Annotated in this window: 14 protein-coding genes; 1 reads left to right on the top strand and 13 read right to left on the bottom strand. The window is 51.3% G+C overall.

Annotated features, from left to right (window positions below):
• Positions 1–114: 114 nt before the first annotated feature.
• From A8F97_RS18275 to A8F97_RS18305, 7 genes are all read right to left on the bottom strand, one after another.
• A complete protein-coding gene (locus tag A8F97_RS18275) occupies positions 115–1,920 on the bottom strand; it encodes an ABC transporter ATP-binding protein (RefSeq protein ID WP_033072387.1) in 1,806 nt (601 codons plus the stop codon).
• A 39-nt stretch (positions 1,921–1,959) separates the two neighbouring features.
• Positions 1,960–2,868, bottom strand: coding sequence for an ABC transporter permease (locus tag A8F97_RS18280; RefSeq protein ID WP_014698379.1), 909 nt, complete (start codon positions 2,866–2,868; stop codon positions 1,960–1,962).
• A complete protein-coding gene (locus A8F97_RS18285; RefSeq protein WP_012821879.1) occupies positions 2,865–3,842 on the bottom strand; it encodes an ABC transporter permease in 978 nt (325 codons plus the stop codon). The genes A8F97_RS18280 and A8F97_RS18285 overlap by 4 nt, the downstream gene beginning before the upstream one ends.
• Positions 3,842–4,810, bottom strand: a complete 969-nt coding sequence (locus A8F97_RS18290) for a nucleoside hydrolase (RefSeq protein WP_012821878.1) — start codon at positions 4,808–4,810, stop codon at positions 3,842–3,844. The genes A8F97_RS18285 and A8F97_RS18290 overlap by 1 nt, the downstream gene beginning before the upstream one ends.
• 4 nt (positions 4,811–4,814) lie before the next feature.
• Positions 4,815–5,768, bottom strand: coding sequence for a nucleoside hydrolase (locus A8F97_RS18295; protein WP_033072388.1), 954 nt, complete (start codon positions 5,766–5,768; stop codon positions 4,815–4,817).
• 103 nt (positions 5,769–5,871) lie between these two features.
• A complete protein-coding gene (locus A8F97_RS18300) occupies positions 5,872–6,756 on the bottom strand; it encodes a dihydrodipicolinate synthase family protein (protein WP_033072389.1) in 885 nt (294 codons plus the stop codon).
• 68 nt (positions 6,757–6,824) lie between these two features.
• Entirely contained in the window at positions 6,825–8,375 is a 1,551-nt protein-coding gene (locus A8F97_RS18305) for an ABC transporter substrate-binding protein (protein WP_033072390.1), read from the bottom strand.
• Positions 8,376–8,517: 142 nt separating this feature from the next.
• Between A8F97_RS18305 and A8F97_RS18310 the strand changes: the two genes are divergently transcribed.
• Positions 8,518–9,414 carry a LysR family transcriptional regulator gene (locus A8F97_RS18310; protein ID WP_012821874.1) on the top strand — a complete coding sequence of 299 codons (897 nt, stop codon included), beginning with the start codon at positions 8,518–8,520 and terminating at the stop codon, positions 9,412–9,414.
• 241 nt (positions 9,415–9,655) lie between these two features.
• Here A8F97_RS18310 and A8F97_RS18315 read toward each other — a convergent pair whose 3' ends face one another.
• The 6 genes from A8F97_RS18315 to A8F97_RS18340 form a co-directional block, all read right to left on the bottom strand.
• Positions 9,656–10,549, bottom strand: a complete 894-nt coding sequence (locus tag A8F97_RS18315) for a hypothetical protein (protein WP_025919928.1) — start codon at positions 10,547–10,549, stop codon at positions 9,656–9,658.
• A 384-nt stretch (positions 10,550–10,933) separates the two neighbouring features.
• Entirely contained in the window at positions 10,934–11,749 is an 816-nt protein-coding gene (yidA, locus tag A8F97_RS18320; protein WP_033072391.1) for a sugar-phosphatase, read from the bottom strand.
• A gap of 155 nt (positions 11,750–11,904) precedes the next feature.
• Positions 11,905–13,347, bottom strand: coding sequence for a 6-phospho-beta-glucosidase (locus A8F97_RS18325; RefSeq protein ID WP_033072392.1), 1,443 nt, complete (start codon positions 13,345–13,347; stop codon positions 11,905–11,907).
• A 15-nt stretch (positions 13,348–13,362) separates the two neighbouring features.
• Positions 13,363–13,710, bottom strand: coding sequence for a PTS lactose/cellobiose transporter subunit IIA (locus tag A8F97_RS18330; RefSeq protein ID WP_033072393.1), 348 nt, complete (start codon positions 13,708–13,710; stop codon positions 13,363–13,365).
• Positions 13,700–15,013, bottom strand: coding sequence for a PTS sugar transporter subunit IIC (locus A8F97_RS18335; RefSeq protein WP_033072394.1), 1,314 nt, complete (start codon positions 15,011–15,013; stop codon positions 13,700–13,702). The genes A8F97_RS18330 and A8F97_RS18335 overlap by 11 nt, the downstream gene beginning before the upstream one ends.
• A 16-nt stretch (positions 15,014–15,029) precedes the next feature.
• Positions 15,030–15,335: a PTS sugar transporter subunit IIB gene (locus tag A8F97_RS18340; RefSeq protein WP_012821868.1), complete on the bottom strand. Its 306-nt coding sequence runs from the start codon at positions 15,333–15,335 to the stop codon at positions 15,030–15,032.
• Positions 15,336–15,499: the final 164 nt, after the last annotated feature.

Below are 15,499 nucleotides of genomic sequence, written 5' to 3' on the forward strand. Positions count from 1 at the left end.
AAAGCGCGCCAACAGCAGTGATAGGGAAAGGAAGAGAAAGAATGACGGTTCAAGCCATACGCAATGCGCACGCAAAAGAACCGCCATTAATGGCAAAGTCAGGTAAGGGTAACGCTACGCCTGTTCCAGAACGAAGTGCCCCTCTCCGACTTGTTTATAGCGACGTGCGGGAGGATGGAAATCGGGGGCGCGTACCGGGCTGCGCAGTTCATCATTGGTGATATTACGCACCGGGCGGGTGTCTGGGTCAGGCACTGGCACCGCAGAAATCAGACGTCGGGTGTAATCATGCTGCGGGTTGTCGAAGATCGCCGAACGTGGGCCGATCTCCACGATTTCGCCGAGATACATCACCGCCACGCGGTGGCTGATACGCTCGACGACCGCCATATCATGCGAGATAAACAGGAATGACAGCCCCAGCGTCTGCTGGAGATCCAGCATCAGGTTGATCACCTGCGCCTTGACGGACACATCCAGCGCCGATACCGATTCATCAGCAATAATCACTTTCGGCTCCAGCGCCAGTGCGCGGGCAATACATACGCGCTGCCGCTGCCCGCCGGAGAACTGGTGCGGGAAGCGCGAGGCCATATCGCCGGATAGCCCTACCTGTTCCAGCAGTTCACTTACTCTCGCATCCACATTCTGTCGGGTCGCCAGCCCGTGCAACAGCATCGGTTCGGCAATCGCTTCCCCTATCCGCATACGCGGGTTCAGGCTTTCATACGGGTCTTGAAACACCATCTGAATCTGCCGCCGTGAATCCGTCAGTTCACGCTTATCCGCCGTCAGGATATTTTTTCCCAGCAGTTGAATATCGCCGCTGACGGCGTCATTGAGGCGAATAATCGACCGACCCGTGGTCGACTTACCGCAGCCTGATTCCCCAACCAGCGCAAGCGTTTCTCCCGGCCAAAGATCGAACGAGACATTCTCTACCGCATGAACTCGCCCGGACAATCGCCGGAAAAAACCTGATCGGATATCAAATCGGGTGACCAGATTTTTTACCGTCAGCACTGGCTCCTCGCCCGACACGGTATTCACCGCCTCCGGCACCGGCTGGCGCTCGCCCGTTTTGAGATCGACCAACGGAAAGCGTTGCGGCCACGCGCTGCCGGACATCGAACCTAATTTAGGCACAGCGGATAGCAACATGCGGGTATAGGGCTGTTGCGGATGGTGAAAAATTTCCCGCGTGACGGCATTTTCCACCAGTTCGCCCTGATACATCACCAGCGTGCGGTCGGACACTTCCGCCACGACGCCCATGTCATGGGTAATAAACAGCACCGACATCCCTTCTTCTTCCTGAAGGGTTTTTATCAGCGTCAGAATTTGCGCCTGAATAGTCACATCCAGCGCCGTCGTCGGTTCGTCGGCGATCAACAGCTTAGGGTGACAGGCCAGCGCAATCGCAATCACCACACGCTGGCGCATCCCGCCGGAGAAGCTTTGCGGATATTCGTTCAACCGCGATTTCGCCGCCGGAATACGCACCTTTTCCAACAGGCGTATCGCTTCGGCGCGCGCTTCCGCTTTACCCATACCGCGATGGCGACGTAGCACTTCCGTGATCTGGTAGCCAATCGGCAAGACCGGATTCAGGCTGGTCATCGGCTCCTGAAAAATCATGCCGATGCGGTTACCGCGCACATCCTGCATCGCTTTATTGGGGAGCGACAGCAGCTCGGTGTCGCCAAAATGAATCTGTCCCTCAACCCGACTTTGGCCGGGCGGCAGCAAGCGCATGATCGATTTCGCCATCACGCTTTTCCCTGAACCAGACTCCCCCACCACGGCGACCGTCTCTTTCTCGCCAATCGTAAAGGATAAATCCCGCACCACGTTCATCCACTCGCCATTTACCTGAAAGGCCGTGGTCAGATGCGAAACAGACATAATCGGCGCTGTCATGTGTTCATTACCCCTTATTCCCACGGGCGTTCCCACCGGTTAATTCCGTGGGTTGAGGATGTCGCGTAGCGCATCCCCCACCAGATTGATCGCCACAATCAGCAGCAACAGCGTCAGCCCAGGAAAGAAGCTGATCCAATAGTCGCCCGACATCAGGTACTCAAAACCATTCGAGATCAGCAACCCCAGCGACGGTTCCGTCACGGGCAGCCCAATCCCCAGAAACGAGAGCGTAGCTTCCAACATGATGGCGTAGGCGATGCGCATCGTTGCCACTACGATCAGCGGAGCCAGACAGTTTGGTAAAATATGGCGAAACAGGATGCGGCGGTTGGACAACGCCATGCTGCGTGCCGCGTCCACGTAGCTACGGCGGCGTTCCACCAGCGCTGAACCGCGAATTGTGCGCGCGTAGTACGCCCACTGGGTCACCACCAGCGCCATAATGATCTTATCGACCCCTTGTCCCAGCACCGCCAGCAAAATCAGCGCAATCAGGATAGGCGGGAAACTGAGCTGGATATCAACGATGCGCATGATTGTCGCATCGGTTTTTCCACCAACGTAGGCGCTAATCAGCCCCAGCGAAGCGCCAATCAGCAGCGCGAGCACCGCACTGGAGAAGCCGACCAGCAGGCTGATGCGGGTGCCATAAAGAATGGCGCTGAACAGGTCACGCCCCTGATCGTCCGTCCCCAGCCAGTAGGTCATACCCGCCATACTGGAGGAGCCCGGCGCAAGCCGACCATCCATGATGTCGAGCTGCATCAAATCGTAGGGGTTCTGCGGCGACAGCAGCGGGGCAAACAGCGCCAGCAGCACAAAAATCGCCAACATGATCAGTCCGCACAGCGCCAATCGATCGTTGACCAGCGCCATCATGACGCGCACCGCCGGATGCGATGTTTTTTTCACGGCCGTGGGCTGGTGTACGGTATTTCCTGTCATCCCTTGTCTCCTCCCAGCCGCACGCGCGGATCAACCAGCACGTACAGTAAATCCACCAGCAGGTTGATCACGCTGAACATCACAACGGTAATCATCAGATAAGCCAGGATGACCGGACGGTCGAGTACGGCAATCGAGTCAATAATCAGCTTGCCCATGCCCGGCCAGGCGTAAATCGTTTCCGTGACGACGGCGAATGCAATCAGCGACCCCAGTTCCAACCCCAGCACGGTAATCAATGGGATCAGCGTGTTGCGCAGCACATGAACCAGCACAATACGGGTTTCTGACAGCCCCTTTGCACGGGCAAACTGCACATAATCCTGCTGAAGGCACTCCATTACACCCGCCCGCATCAGGCGAATGACCAACGAGATCTTAAACAACGCAAGATTAAACGCGGGTAAAAGCAGGTGTTCGAGGCCGTCGCGGGTGAGAAAACTGAATGGGATACCAAACAGATCGTGCGTATCGCCTCTGCCCGATGAGGGCAGCCAGCCCAGCTTCACGCTGAACAGCATGATCATCACTAACCCAATCCAGAATGTGGGCAGGCTAAAGCCCAGAATGGAGAAGGTCATGATGGATTTAGACACCGCGCTGTCCGGCTTTAGACCCGCGTAAATCCCTAGCGGGATACCGACAACCAGCGCCATCACGAATGCCACCATCGCCAGTTCGAGCGTGGCGGGCATGCGCTGAAAAATCAGCGTCAGCGCGGGTTGGTTAAAGATAAAAGACTTGCCCATGTCGCCTTGAAAGGCGTTCCAGACAAACAGCCCGTACTGTTCCCAGACGGGCTTATCGAGACCGAAGGACTGAATCACCGCCAGCCGTTCCGCTGGCGTGGCTGTCGCGCCCAACAGCATATCGACCGGATTACCGACCAGATAGACACCCACAAACACCAGCACCGACATAACAGCCAGCGTTAGCAGCGTTTGTCCGATTCGGCTTAGCAGGTAGGCTATCATTAGCGCTCCTCAGAACCCATTATTGTTTCAGAACCATAGCAGCGCAGGCGATCGGCAATCAGGCCGAGAAACCCTTGTTCGTCGATTTCTCGCATGACCAGCGCATTATCCGGCTCATCCAATTTGTGATAAAAATCGGCAAACACGTAACCCGCCGTCTTACCGGTGACTTCCACGCCCACACGTGCAGATGCCGATTGGAATAGCTCAGGTTTTAGTAGCCATGAAATGACGGTCGCATCATGAATCGGGCCACCTTCACGACCAAAACGTGCAACTTCATTACGATCGAACGTGCGTAACAGTGCCGCCATCGCCTTGCCCGGGGCACCGCCGCTGCGCTCAATCTCATCAACCTGTTCCGCCTGAATCAATGCCTGAAACGTCATATCCAACGGCATGATGACAAGGGGGACGCCGGAGGAAAAGACGATGTCCGCCGCATGCGGATCGGCATAAACGTTAAAGTCTGCCCATGGCACACGATTTCCCAATGCAGTAAAAGCACAGCTCATGGACACAATCTGTTTGATGCCGCGCGCCACATCAGGATGAAAACGCAGTGCCAATGCCACATTCGTCATCGGCCCTATCGAACAGAGCGTGATCGGATTATTGTCAGCCGCGGCCTGGCGTGTCGTTCGCACCAGAAAATCGACGGCGTGTTCCTGCTCCGGCAACAGTGTGCTATCTGGCACCCACTCAGGGGAAAACGCACCGATATGTGCATATTTACCAAACACCTGCTCACGGATCAGCGGGCGCGATGCTCCCGCAAAAATCGGCACATCGGTTCGACCCGTTAGACCAACAACTTTGCAGGCATTCGCCAGCGTCGCTTCAAGCGGGACATTACCCGCCACAGCGGTGATACCGAGCACGTCCAGTTCAGGTGAAGCCAAGGCCAGCCAAATGGCTATCGCATCGTCAACACCAGGATCGGTATCAATAATAATACGTTCACGCATCCTATCAGGCCCCCTTCCCGTAGCGGCTCAGTAGATCAGCAAACAGTTCAACCACCTGCTTGGCATCCACCCCGGTCACCACATCCACATTCGGCTGACGCGCGGTTTTTCCGTACCAGTCAGCCACGGTTTGTCCCATGCACAGCTCGCTATCCTGCTCAATGTAGACGCTGGCTTTTTCCGTCGTGAAGCAGTGTGGTGCCAGAACCCAGGCGATAACCAACGGATCGTGTAACGGGCCACCGCGTGAACCATAGCGGCGAATATCGTTGCGATCCCAAAACGCCATCATTTCGCCCAGCGGGCCGGAAATACGCCCAGAGAGCGCGATGAAACGCGCCACCAACTTCGGCGTCAAAATCACCTGATGCGTAACATCCAGCGGCAGCGCAACAATGGCAATAGACGAATCAAATACCACTTTTGCCGCCTGTGGATCGGCGATCATATTGAATTCAGACGTCAGGCTGCGATTACCCGCTTCCCGGTACGCGCCGCCCATCATCACGATGCGTTCAATCCCGTTGGCAATCGCAGGCACCATACGCAATGCTGTCGCCACATTGGTTAATGGCCCGAGCGTACAAAGCGTAATAGGCTTGCCGTCGGCAATCGCCTGCTGGCACTGTTCGATAATAAAATTCACTGCATGCTGCGACTCTGCCTGCTTTTGCGGCACCGGCAACACGGTCTGACCTAATCCACTTTCGCCGTGAAACTGGCCGTGGATCGGTTCACGTAACAGCGGGCGGTGACACCCGGCGAAGACCGGAATATCCGTTCGCTGGCCCAGTTCAACAATTTGCAGCGCATTACGCACAGTCTTTTCCACTGGCTGATTGCCACACACCGCGCAAATACCGCGAATATCCAGCTCGGGAGCCACAAATGCACTTAATAACGCAATCGCGTCATCGATCCCTGGATCGCAATCAATAATAATAGGGAGAGCGCTCATCCTATGGTTATTCCTTTTCTCTTTTTTAATGGGTACTGACAAATTTCAAGGTGCAGAAAGCCCGCACGGCTACCGCGTTAAAAATAACAATCTCTATTTTGCGTTAAAGGGCGCCGACAGATACCAGAACGTCCGCGATCTCCTTACGTGCCTTTTCATCCAATGGTTGCTGAGGCGGCAGCGGTTCGCCCACCGCAAACCCCTGTAATTGCAGCGCCGCTTTAATACAGCCTGCAATGGAATAACGGGCAAAGATTTCATTGATGCGCCACAGAGGACGCTGAAGCTCCATTGCTCTGTTCCAGTCACCCGCACGGGCGGCTTCATACAAAGCAAGACTCTGTTTGGGGACGATACACGCCGGGCCAGCCATCCAACCGACACCGCCAATCAGCATCACACAGGCGGGAATATGCGCGGACGCAGAAAACACCTCCATCCGGCCACGGGTACGTTCAATGATGGAGAGCAAGCGCCCGGTATTGGTCGATGCATCTTTGATATAGAGGATGTTACTGACATGGCTGAGGTGTTCGATGACAGGCAAACTCAAATCGGAGCGCTGGAACTGAGGATTGGTATAAAGCACCACCGGTTTACCCTGTGCAGCCTCGGCAATGGCGCGGAAATACTGTTCGACCCCATCGTCGTTCAACGGGAAATAGGCTTCCAGCACAGCCAGAATGCCATCGGCACCCAATTCGATGTAGCGTTTCGTTTGCTCAACAGCATCCTGAATGGTGGTCGACGCAACACCCGCGATAACGGGTACACGACCCGCCGTCGTCTCGATCACTGTTTTAACCACATCCAGACGCTGAGACGCAGAGAGATAAGCAAATTCACCGGTGCTGCCCAGTGGTACCACGCCATGTACGCCACACTGAATCAGATGCTCGGTGAGCTGCGCCAGAACAGGCGTATCAACCTGACCATCAGGCTTGACGGGGGACACCAGATAAGGAAAAACACCGCTAAATGTATTCACACCGCTCTCCTTGTTATCGGTAATAAGGGGTGAAGCCTCACCCCTTTTGCATCATGACTGAAAGGTGACTATTTCGCGGAACGGACAAAGTACGGCAGCGTGTAGGCATCAAAACGGCCCACGTAGGTATACTGCTTTTTCATCGCCCAGGTGTTGGACAAGAACATCACCGGAATCACTCCCAGATCGTTCATGCCGATGTTCATTGCCTCAGCCAGCAGCGCATCACGCTTGGTATCATCCAACGTGGCACGCGCTTCGTTCAGCGTTTTATCAAAGACAGGATTGGAATAGCGACCACGATTACCCTGTCCTGCATTGGGGCCAAAGGTTTCTAGCAATGGCCCCAATACTCCAGAAGCTTCCCCGGTTTCAATCGCGGCCCCGCCCATAATCAAACTAAATTCGAGACGGGATGCGCGTGAGAAGTACACACTGCCGGGCATCGTAACCACTTCGGTTTTGATGCCGACGCGTGTGAACATTTGGCCAATGGCCTGAGCAATTTTAGAATCATTAGGATAACGATCGTTCGACGCGTGGAAGGTCAGCGTGAAGCCGTCGGGGTAACCCGCCGCCGCCAGTTCCTGTTTGGCTTTCTCCGGACTGTAAACCGGCGCAGGAATGGAAGCGGAATACCCGAGATACCCCTTCGGTACAAGCTGAGAGGCAACAACAGCCTGCCCCTCCATCACACGGTCGACGATTGCCTGGCGATTAAGTGCTAAAGACATCGCCTGGCGTACTTCTTTTTTTAGTAATGGGTTTTTACCATCAGAACCTTTGGCGAACGGTGATTCATCTCGCTGCTGGTCCATGTGAAGGTAAATAACACGATTCCCTGGTGTTGAAATCGTTTTTAACTGCTGATTTTTCTCAATATTACTGCTATCGGCTGTTGGAACGTTTTCAATCATGTCCACATCACCGGATAATACGGCTGCTACACGTGCACTACTGTTTTTAAATACACGGACAGTTACGTTGTCCCACTCTGCTTTTCCTCCCCAGTAACCATCATTGCGACTAAGGACTACCCGGTCGTCCGGCACCCAGGAAACAAATTTGAATGGCCCTGTACCAATCACCTCTTTTCCTGAATTCAACGTTTCCGTCGGGACGTTCTCAAGTCGGGCGGGCAAAATGGAAACCCGACTTAAATTATTCAGCAGCAGCGGCGAAGCCTCTTTTGTCTTTATCCGCACCGTTAATGGATTCACTTCTATTACTTCAGCAACGTCGCTGACGTAAGGTGCGTAAGAACTTGGGCTGTTTTTCGATGCCAGCGCAACACGCTTAATGCTGGCAATCACATCTTTAGCCGTAAAATCACTGCCGTCGTGAAACTTAACGCCAGAACGCAAGGTAAATTCCCACGTCTTGTCGTCAATCACTTTCCAACTGGTTGCCAGGGCAGGTGCAATCTGCTGTTTTTCATCCTGTACAACCAAACCGTCAAAAATATTGCGCGCCATTGCGCTATTCGCTCCACCCACATAAAACTGCGGGTCCATTGATGTGGTGGAGGAAGCCAAACCGATATTCAGGTCCGCGCTATAAACCAAAGGTGAAGATGAAAATAAAACGGTAAACAATAACGCCAGCGTTGATTTCTTCATTCACTAACCCTCTATTCCATGATTGAGTACTAATGAAGTGTATTAAATCTTATGATTGTGAGTCTATGCGTCAGATTGGATAATGAAAAATTGCATTTTGTGTTAAATTGATAACTAAATGTTATGTTTTAAGGTGACTAGCATGCGTATCAATCCCCGCCAGGTTGAAGCCTTCCATAAAGTCATCCTCACCGGAGGCATCACCGCCGCCGCCAACATGATGTACATCACCCAGCCAGCCGTCAGCCGACTCATTAAGGACTTTGAAGACGCACTGAATCTGAAGCTGTTTGATAGAGACGGACGCGGCCTGATCCCACGCGCCGAGGCAATGAAGCTGTATCGGGAAGTTGAACGTCTTTATTTGGGGTTGGATCACATCGGGCTGATTGCTGATGAGATTCGCCACGCCAGAGGCAGCATACTGCGTATCGCCGCGGTTCAGGCGCTCTCGTTTCTTTGTTCAGATCAGGTTCTCCCTACCTTACTCAAGAAATACCCCGATCTTTCTCTGTTTTTAGACATCGAAAGCAGCAGCCGCATTACGGACGCGATTGCTGAAAATCACTATGACGTTGGGTTTATTTTCGGCCAGCCGGGCATCAAAGGTCTGGAAGCCGAACCACTGGCGGACGCCAGTGCTGTCGCGGTGTTAGCGGTAGATCATCCCCTTGCTACGGCAGATGAAATTACGCTGGCCGACCTGACCAACACCCGCGCTATTTTGCCCGGCAGAACCACGCCGCTACGGGCACAGATCGATATTTCCGCCAGAAAAGAGCAAATTTATCTGCATAACCCTATCGAAACCTCGATGGTTAGCTGCTGCGTGCTGGCATCAAGAAACGTCGGCATCGGCGTAGTGGATTTTATTACCGCGCTGAACAGCCCTTCGCCCGTTATCGTTAAGCCGTTCAACCCCGATATAAAAATGGCGTATTGTGCGGTATATCCCCCTCAAATTCCTCGCAGCCAGGTAGTGAATCACATCACCCAGGTGATGAAAGAAAAGCTAGCGGCGAGCCTGGATTTAAAATAATTATCCAGTGATTCGGGTGACTGACAAATCTGCCAGAGGCCAATTTTAACGCTGCTTTCAGCGCTCCCAACGGGCGAAGCACATCTCAGTGTGCCGGGTAACACAGCCAACGCACACGTAACTTGAAGGATGATGGATATATATTTTTCCCATGCACGTTTGACATCATAATAAAGGCAAGAGTCTTCTCTTAAAGAATACAGCAACTTAAGAAAACCCTTGCCTTATCATTAAGTATTAATTATTTACCCCAAACACCATATGTTTGTAAGTAACCAGAATGACGAATGAAGTCATCATATTTCTGGTGTTCTTCTTTTGAAAGAGTAGATGTATGCTTCGCATAGACAGTGACTAAATCAATGCTTAACTGGGTGATTTTTTTACTTATATCTTCATGAATACCCGCATCATCAGACTCTTTGAGTTGTTTTAATAACACAACGATAGCATCCGCTTTTTCTTGCATGTCAGCATGAAGGAATTTCACTGTAGGGATATCATAATTAAATGTCATATTAATTGAATCATTACCTTCATCCTTGGGTGATACAGGCTTGAGATCCTCTTTATATATGGTTGATATGTAATCAATTAACTCTATTTTATCAAAGCACTTTGATTGAATATTACCATTTGAATTACGGTCATGGGTTGTGATCGAATCAGGGAAGGGCTCGCCTAATTGATAGCTACACTTAAACATATTAGCATCAATTATAGTTGCATTCGCACTTCTGGCCGACATTTCTAATTCATGGCCATTTATCGTCACGTCATAGGTCGCAGGCTTAAATTTATTAGACTTCCCTTCAACCGCATAAGCTTCTGACAACGTATAATAGACATGGTTATCTGGATTGATAATCCCTCCATTATTATTATCAAAAACCATAAATGAAAAAACCTGACCTGCACTGTTTTCTAACTTATGCATGCCCGAAGAAATTTTAATATTACCTTTCCCTCCTGGTAATATTTCATGACTATCACCATCAACCTTAAATGTTATATTTTTAGTGGTTGGGTTACTGTAGTAAAACACTCCTTTATCACTTGTTAGATCTAAACTATCACAAGCAGAAACGGAAAGTGTGGCGATAAACATCAATCCAAGTTTGAATGTCGCTTTCATGATATGATTCCCTAATTAAAAAATATTATTTCCAATGATTACTACGCTAATACAATAAAAATTTTAACATATCAATCACAGCTATATATTCTGAATTAAGTAAAATCAGATGCCCAGTAGCCTATAATCTCTCTATAACAGATGATGAACACCTGCCTTTTGCAAAGACAAGCCGCGCCTTCGTTGAGAGACAAGATTCCCTTATTTAATCCCGACACGCTCATAGCAAAAAGTCATTCGGATAGCGGTACACCTATCAAAAGCAAATTTGAATACAATTGGCCTGGCCCGCAGAAGGGATGCGTAAAACGCATTCAGCTTAATGTATGACGGATCTATAAAGCTACACCACGGCCTTATAGATCTTCCCATCAACGTTATCTATCAGGCATTAAGCACAAATTTCTCGATCGCGTAGGCGACGCCGTCTTCGGTATTAGATTTGGTGACGAACTGGCTGGCTTCTTTCACTTCATCGATGGCGTTACCCATCGCAACGCCGATGCCCGCATAGCGAATCATAGCCAGATCGTTCTGCTGATCGCCCAGCGTCATGACGCTTTCGCGCGGAATGCCGAGGTGCTCCGCCAGCATTTTCACGCCTTCACCTTTGTTCACACGCTTATCCAAAATTTCCAGATAGTATTCGGCGCTCTTCATGATGGTGTAGCGTTCAAAGGCTTCCGCTGGTAGTTGGCCAATGGCACGGTCTAATAGCTCCGGCTCATCAATCATCATCACTTTTGGGAACGTCAGGCTACGATCCATTTCCTCTACCGCGCGATACTTCAACGGCATTCCGGTCAGGTGAGATTCGTGAATGGTGTAAGGACTGATGTCTTTATTGGCGGTATAGACAAAATTGAAGTCCAGCGCGTGGAAATGGACGCCCAATTTGCAGGCCAGCGCTTCGAAATAGAGATAATCGTCGAAACTGAGCGCCGTTTGCGCCACACAGTCGCCATTGACCGCACGTTGCACCAGCGCACCATTGTTAGTGATGCAGTAACAGCCTTCCTGCTGTAAATCCAACTCCATCAGGTAGCGTTCGACGCCGATGTAGGGGCGACCGGTTGCCAGCACGACCTGCACGCCTTTCTCTCTGGCAGCAGTAATCGCGGCTTTTACCGCAGGTGAAATTTGATTTTGGGGCGTCAGTAACGTCCCGTCCATATCAATAGCGATCAGTTTTACAGACATAATTTTTCCAGCATCAAGTTATCTGTTTTCATGCTAACGCGATTCAGCGATGAAGTCGTTAGTGAAATACGGCAGGGTGACAGGCGTATTACACGCAACGTAAAAAGCCGTGCGGTTAAGCACGGCTCTGTGACTAGTGTTTCCTATAATCGCCGTTATAGCTCAGCGCCGTTGCTGGAAATCACCTTCTTATACCAGTCAAAGCTCTTCTTCTTCGAGCGATTGAATGTGCCGGTGCCGTCATCGTGTTTATCCACGTAGATAAAACCATAGCGTTTACTGTACTGACCGGTGGTGAACGACACGCAGTCGATGCAGCCCCATGGGGTATAACCCATCAGTTCCACACCGTCTTCCACGACGGCTTTCTTCATCTGATCGATATGCGCTTTGAGGTACTCGATACGGTAATCGTCATTAATGCTGCCGTCGGCTTCCACCTTATCTACCGCGCCAAAGCCGTTTTCGACGATGAACATCGGTTTCTGATAACGCTCGTAAAAGCTGTTCAGCGTATAGCGCAGGCCGACCGGGTCAATCTGCCAGCCCCACTCCGATGCTTTCACATGCGGGTTTTTCACGCCGCCGTCAAAACCAGCAATCGCGTCTTCCGTTTTCCGACCTTTCGCCGCCAGTTGCACTGCGTTGCTCATGTAGTAGCTGAAACCCAGATAATCGGTGCAACCTTCGCGCAGCGTCTGTTCGTCTTCCGGCTGCATATCAATCTGATAGCCTTTACGCGCCCACTCTTTCAGGATGTAAGACGGATAATAACCGCGCAGCTGTACGTCACCGAACAGGTGGCGCTCACGCATCGCTTCCTGTGCAAACATCACGTCATCCGGGTGGCATGACCACGGGTAGAGTGGCACCAGCGCCAGCATGCAGCCAATTTTGAAATCCGGGTTAATCTCATGACCCAGCTTCACTACTTTCGCGCTGGCGACAAACTGATGGTGCAGCGTTTGGTACATCGCCTGTTCTGGCTTGTCGTGATCGGTAAAAATCACACCGGAGCAGCAGTAGCCAAACAGCGGATACTGCCAGTTACGCTGGTTGTTGATCTCATTGAAGGTCATCCAGTATTTCACTTTGGACTGATAACGCTTCATGACCACTTCACTGTAGCGCACAAAGAAATCCACCACTTTGCGGTTCAGCCAGCCGCCATACTGTTTGACCAGATGATGTGGCATCTCAAAGTGAGACAGCGTAATTACTGGCTCAATGTTGTACTTCAGCAGTTCATCGAACAGGTCGTCATAGAATTGCAGACCCGCTTCATTCGGCTCCAGCTCATCGCCATTGGGGAAAATACGCGTCCAGGCAATCGAGGTGCGGAAGCATTTGAAACCCATCTCGGCGAACAGGGCGATATCCTGCTTATAGTGTGAATAGAATTCCACTGCCTGATGGTTTGGATAACTGACACCAGGCTGTACGCCATCGGTAATCACACGGTCAACGCCGTGCGCCCCACCGGACAGAACATCGCAAATGCTGGCGCCTTTGCCACCTTGATCCCAACCACCTTCAACTTGATGCGCCGCTACCGCGCCGCCCCACAGAAAGTCTTTCGGTAATTGTTCAGCAGACATCTTGTTTCCTTTTCGTTAGTTCAGATTTACATGTTGTTTCAGGGTAGAGATTTCCCGATGCAGTTGAATCAGCTCCTCCACCAGTTCACGGCATAGCATCGCGTTCATCAGGTGATCTTGCGCGTGAACCAGAATCAGGTTGACCGGGATTTTTCCGCTGCCCTCATCGGCACCAATCAAAGCCGTCTGGATTCGATGGGCTTTGCGCGCCGCCACGGAAGCCGTGTTCAGCAGTTCCTCAGCCTTGTCCCAGTCGTATTTTCTGGCCGCGCTCAGCGCTTCCATCGAGCTGGAACGCGCCTCTCCCGCATAGATAATCAGTTCCATCACTGTCGTTTCATCAAGAATGGTTTCATCGCGCATCGCTTACTGCCTCCTCTGCTGTACCTACTTCCTGTGCGATCAGCTGGCGTTCATACATTTTGAAGAAGGGGTAATAAATTAAGGACGACACGATAATCAGTACCCCCACCAGCACCACCGCACGCCAGTCCCACCCCGTAGACCAGGCTGCGCCAATCGGGCCCGGCGTTGTCCAGGGGGCGAGAGAAATCACGCGGTGCACTAAATCGGTTTTTAATGCGATATAGGCGATTGTGGCGTTCACCAACGGTGCCGTAATAAACGGGATAAACAGCAGCGGGTTCATTACGACGGGTGAACCAAAAATCACCGGTTCGTTGATATTGAACATACTCGGCACTACAGCCAGCTTGCCGATGGAGCGCAGGTGGGCAGAGCGGCTACGCAGATAGAGAAAAACCAGCCCCATGGTCGCCCCCGATCCTCCCACCGTAATGAAGAATTGCCAGAAGGGCTCAATGAAAATTTTGGTGATCGGTGCGCCTGCGTTAAACGCTTCCTGATTGATCCCTAAGTTGGTCAGCCAGAATGCCTGCAAAATCCCCGTCACAATCACCGCGCCGTGGATCCCGGCAAACCACAGCAGGTGACAAAGCAGTACCGCGATCAGGATCGCGGGAAGCGAGTCGGATGCTGAGATAATCGGTGCAAAGATCGCCATAATCGCCTGCGGTAACAGCATACCGAACTGGTTCTGCATAAACAGGCTAAGCGGGAAAAGCGTCAGGAAGATGGCAAGGATCGGGATCAGTAAATCAAAAGACTGGCGGATTTTCGGCGGCACCTGCTCCGGCAGGCGAATACCAATATTCCGCTTCTGCAAAAAGTGCATCAGCTCCGTCGAGTAGATCGCCACGATAATCGCGGTGAAAATCCCCTCACCGCCCAGCGATCCGACCGGCAAGCTCTTATCGACCTGCGGCGCGGCCACCACCATAAACGACATCAGCGCCAGACTGGCAGCCATAAAACCGTTCATTTTATAGCTCTGCGCCAGGTTATAAGCGATGGCGCTGGTGATATACACCGCCATAATGCCCATCGTCATATTGTAGGGCATCATGATCTGTTCGCCGTGGCGTTCCACCATTCCCAACCACCACTGCGCGAAAGCCCATTCACTCGTCGGGCTAAAAGGCGGATGGGCGAATAGCATCATAAAAGAGCCGACAATTAAAAAGGGCATGGAGGCAATGAACCCATCCTTAATTGCCACAACATGACGCTGGCTGGAGAGTTTTGCTGCGATCGGGCTAATACGATTTTCGATAACGCTGAATAATGACTCGCTTAATTTACTCATTATTCCTCCCGCTATGCTATGCAATCATCGCCAAGGCATCGTTGAGGACTTTTTCCCCATTCATCATGCCGTAATCAACCATATTAATGACCGCGATTGGCTTCGCTTTTTCATCGGCTATCGCTTTGAATTCAGGCAATTTATATTTGATTTGAGGCCCTAAAAGGCAGCAATCATACTCATCAATTAATTCATTAAACTCTTCAAAACCCACGGCTTTTATCTCAACAGCGATCGCTTTTTGCTCAGCAATCTTTTCCATTCGCTGTACCAGCATGCTGGTAGACATTCCTGCTGCGCAACAGAGTAAAATCTTATTCATACTGCACCTCACCGTCTGTTTTTTTATTATTCAAGCAATACATAAAATAATATGCAACCGGTTTCATATTGTTTTTACTATTCTTTGAAGGCGATCATAAATAGCGCAACCGGGGCGTATTTTTATCCCTATACTCGCCATTGATGATAAAAACGGAGTATTTT

Source organism: Pectobacterium parmentieri (assembly GCF_001742145.1).
In the GTDB taxonomy this organism is placed as follows: domain Bacteria; phylum Pseudomonadota; class Gammaproteobacteria; order Enterobacterales; family Enterobacteriaceae; genus Pectobacterium; species Pectobacterium parmentieri.

What these genes read in the sequence shown, in the direction of transcription:
- A8F97_RS18330 (WP_033072393.1), bottom strand. Translation starts at nt 13,710, where the DNA reads ATGCGCGATGAAACCATTCTTGATGAAACGACAGTGATGGAACTGATT.
- A8F97_RS18295 (WP_033072388.1), bottom strand. Translation starts at nt 5,768, where the DNA reads ATGAGCGCTCTCCCTATTATTATTGATTGCGATCCAGGGATCGATGAC.
- A8F97_RS18335 (WP_033072394.1), bottom strand. Translation starts at nt 15,013, where the DNA reads ATGAGTAAATTAAGCGAGTCATTATTCAGCGTTATCGAAAATCGTATT.
- A8F97_RS18340 (WP_012821868.1), bottom strand. Translation starts at nt 15,335, where the DNA reads ATGAATAAGATTTTACTCTGTTGCGCAGCAGGAATGTCTACCAGCATG.
- A8F97_RS18325 (WP_033072392.1), bottom strand. Translation starts at nt 13,347, where the DNA reads ATGTCTGCTGAACAATTACCGAAAGACTTTCTGTGGGGCGGCGCGGTA.
- A8F97_RS18315 (WP_025919928.1), bottom strand. Translation starts at nt 10,549, where the DNA reads ATGAAAGCGACATTCAAACTTGGATTGATGTTTATCGCCACACTTTCC.
- A8F97_RS18280 (WP_014698379.1), bottom strand. Translation starts at nt 2,868, where the DNA reads ATGACAGGAAATACCGTACACCAGCCCACGGCCGTGAAAAAAACATCG.
- A8F97_RS18310 (WP_012821874.1), top strand. Translation starts at nt 8,518, where the DNA reads ATGCGTATCAATCCCCGCCAGGTTGAAGCCTTCCATAAAGTCATCCTC.
- A8F97_RS18275 (WP_033072387.1), bottom strand. Translation starts at nt 1,920, where the DNA reads ATGACAGCGCCGATTATGTCTGTTTCGCATCTGACCACGGCCTTTCAG.
- A8F97_RS18285 (WP_012821879.1), bottom strand. Translation starts at nt 3,842, where the DNA reads ATGATAGCCTACCTGCTAAGCCGAATCGGACAAACGCTGCTAACGCTG.
- A8F97_RS18290 (WP_012821878.1), bottom strand. Translation starts at nt 4,810, where the DNA reads ATGCGTGAACGTATTATTATTGATACCGATCCTGGTGTTGACGATGCG.
- A8F97_RS18305 (WP_033072390.1), bottom strand. Translation starts at nt 8,375, where the DNA reads ATGAAGAAATCAACGCTGGCGTTATTGTTTACCGTTTTATTTTCATCT.
- yidA (WP_033072391.1), bottom strand. Translation starts at nt 11,749, where the DNA reads ATGTCTGTAAAACTGATCGCTATTGATATGGACGGGACGTTACTGACG.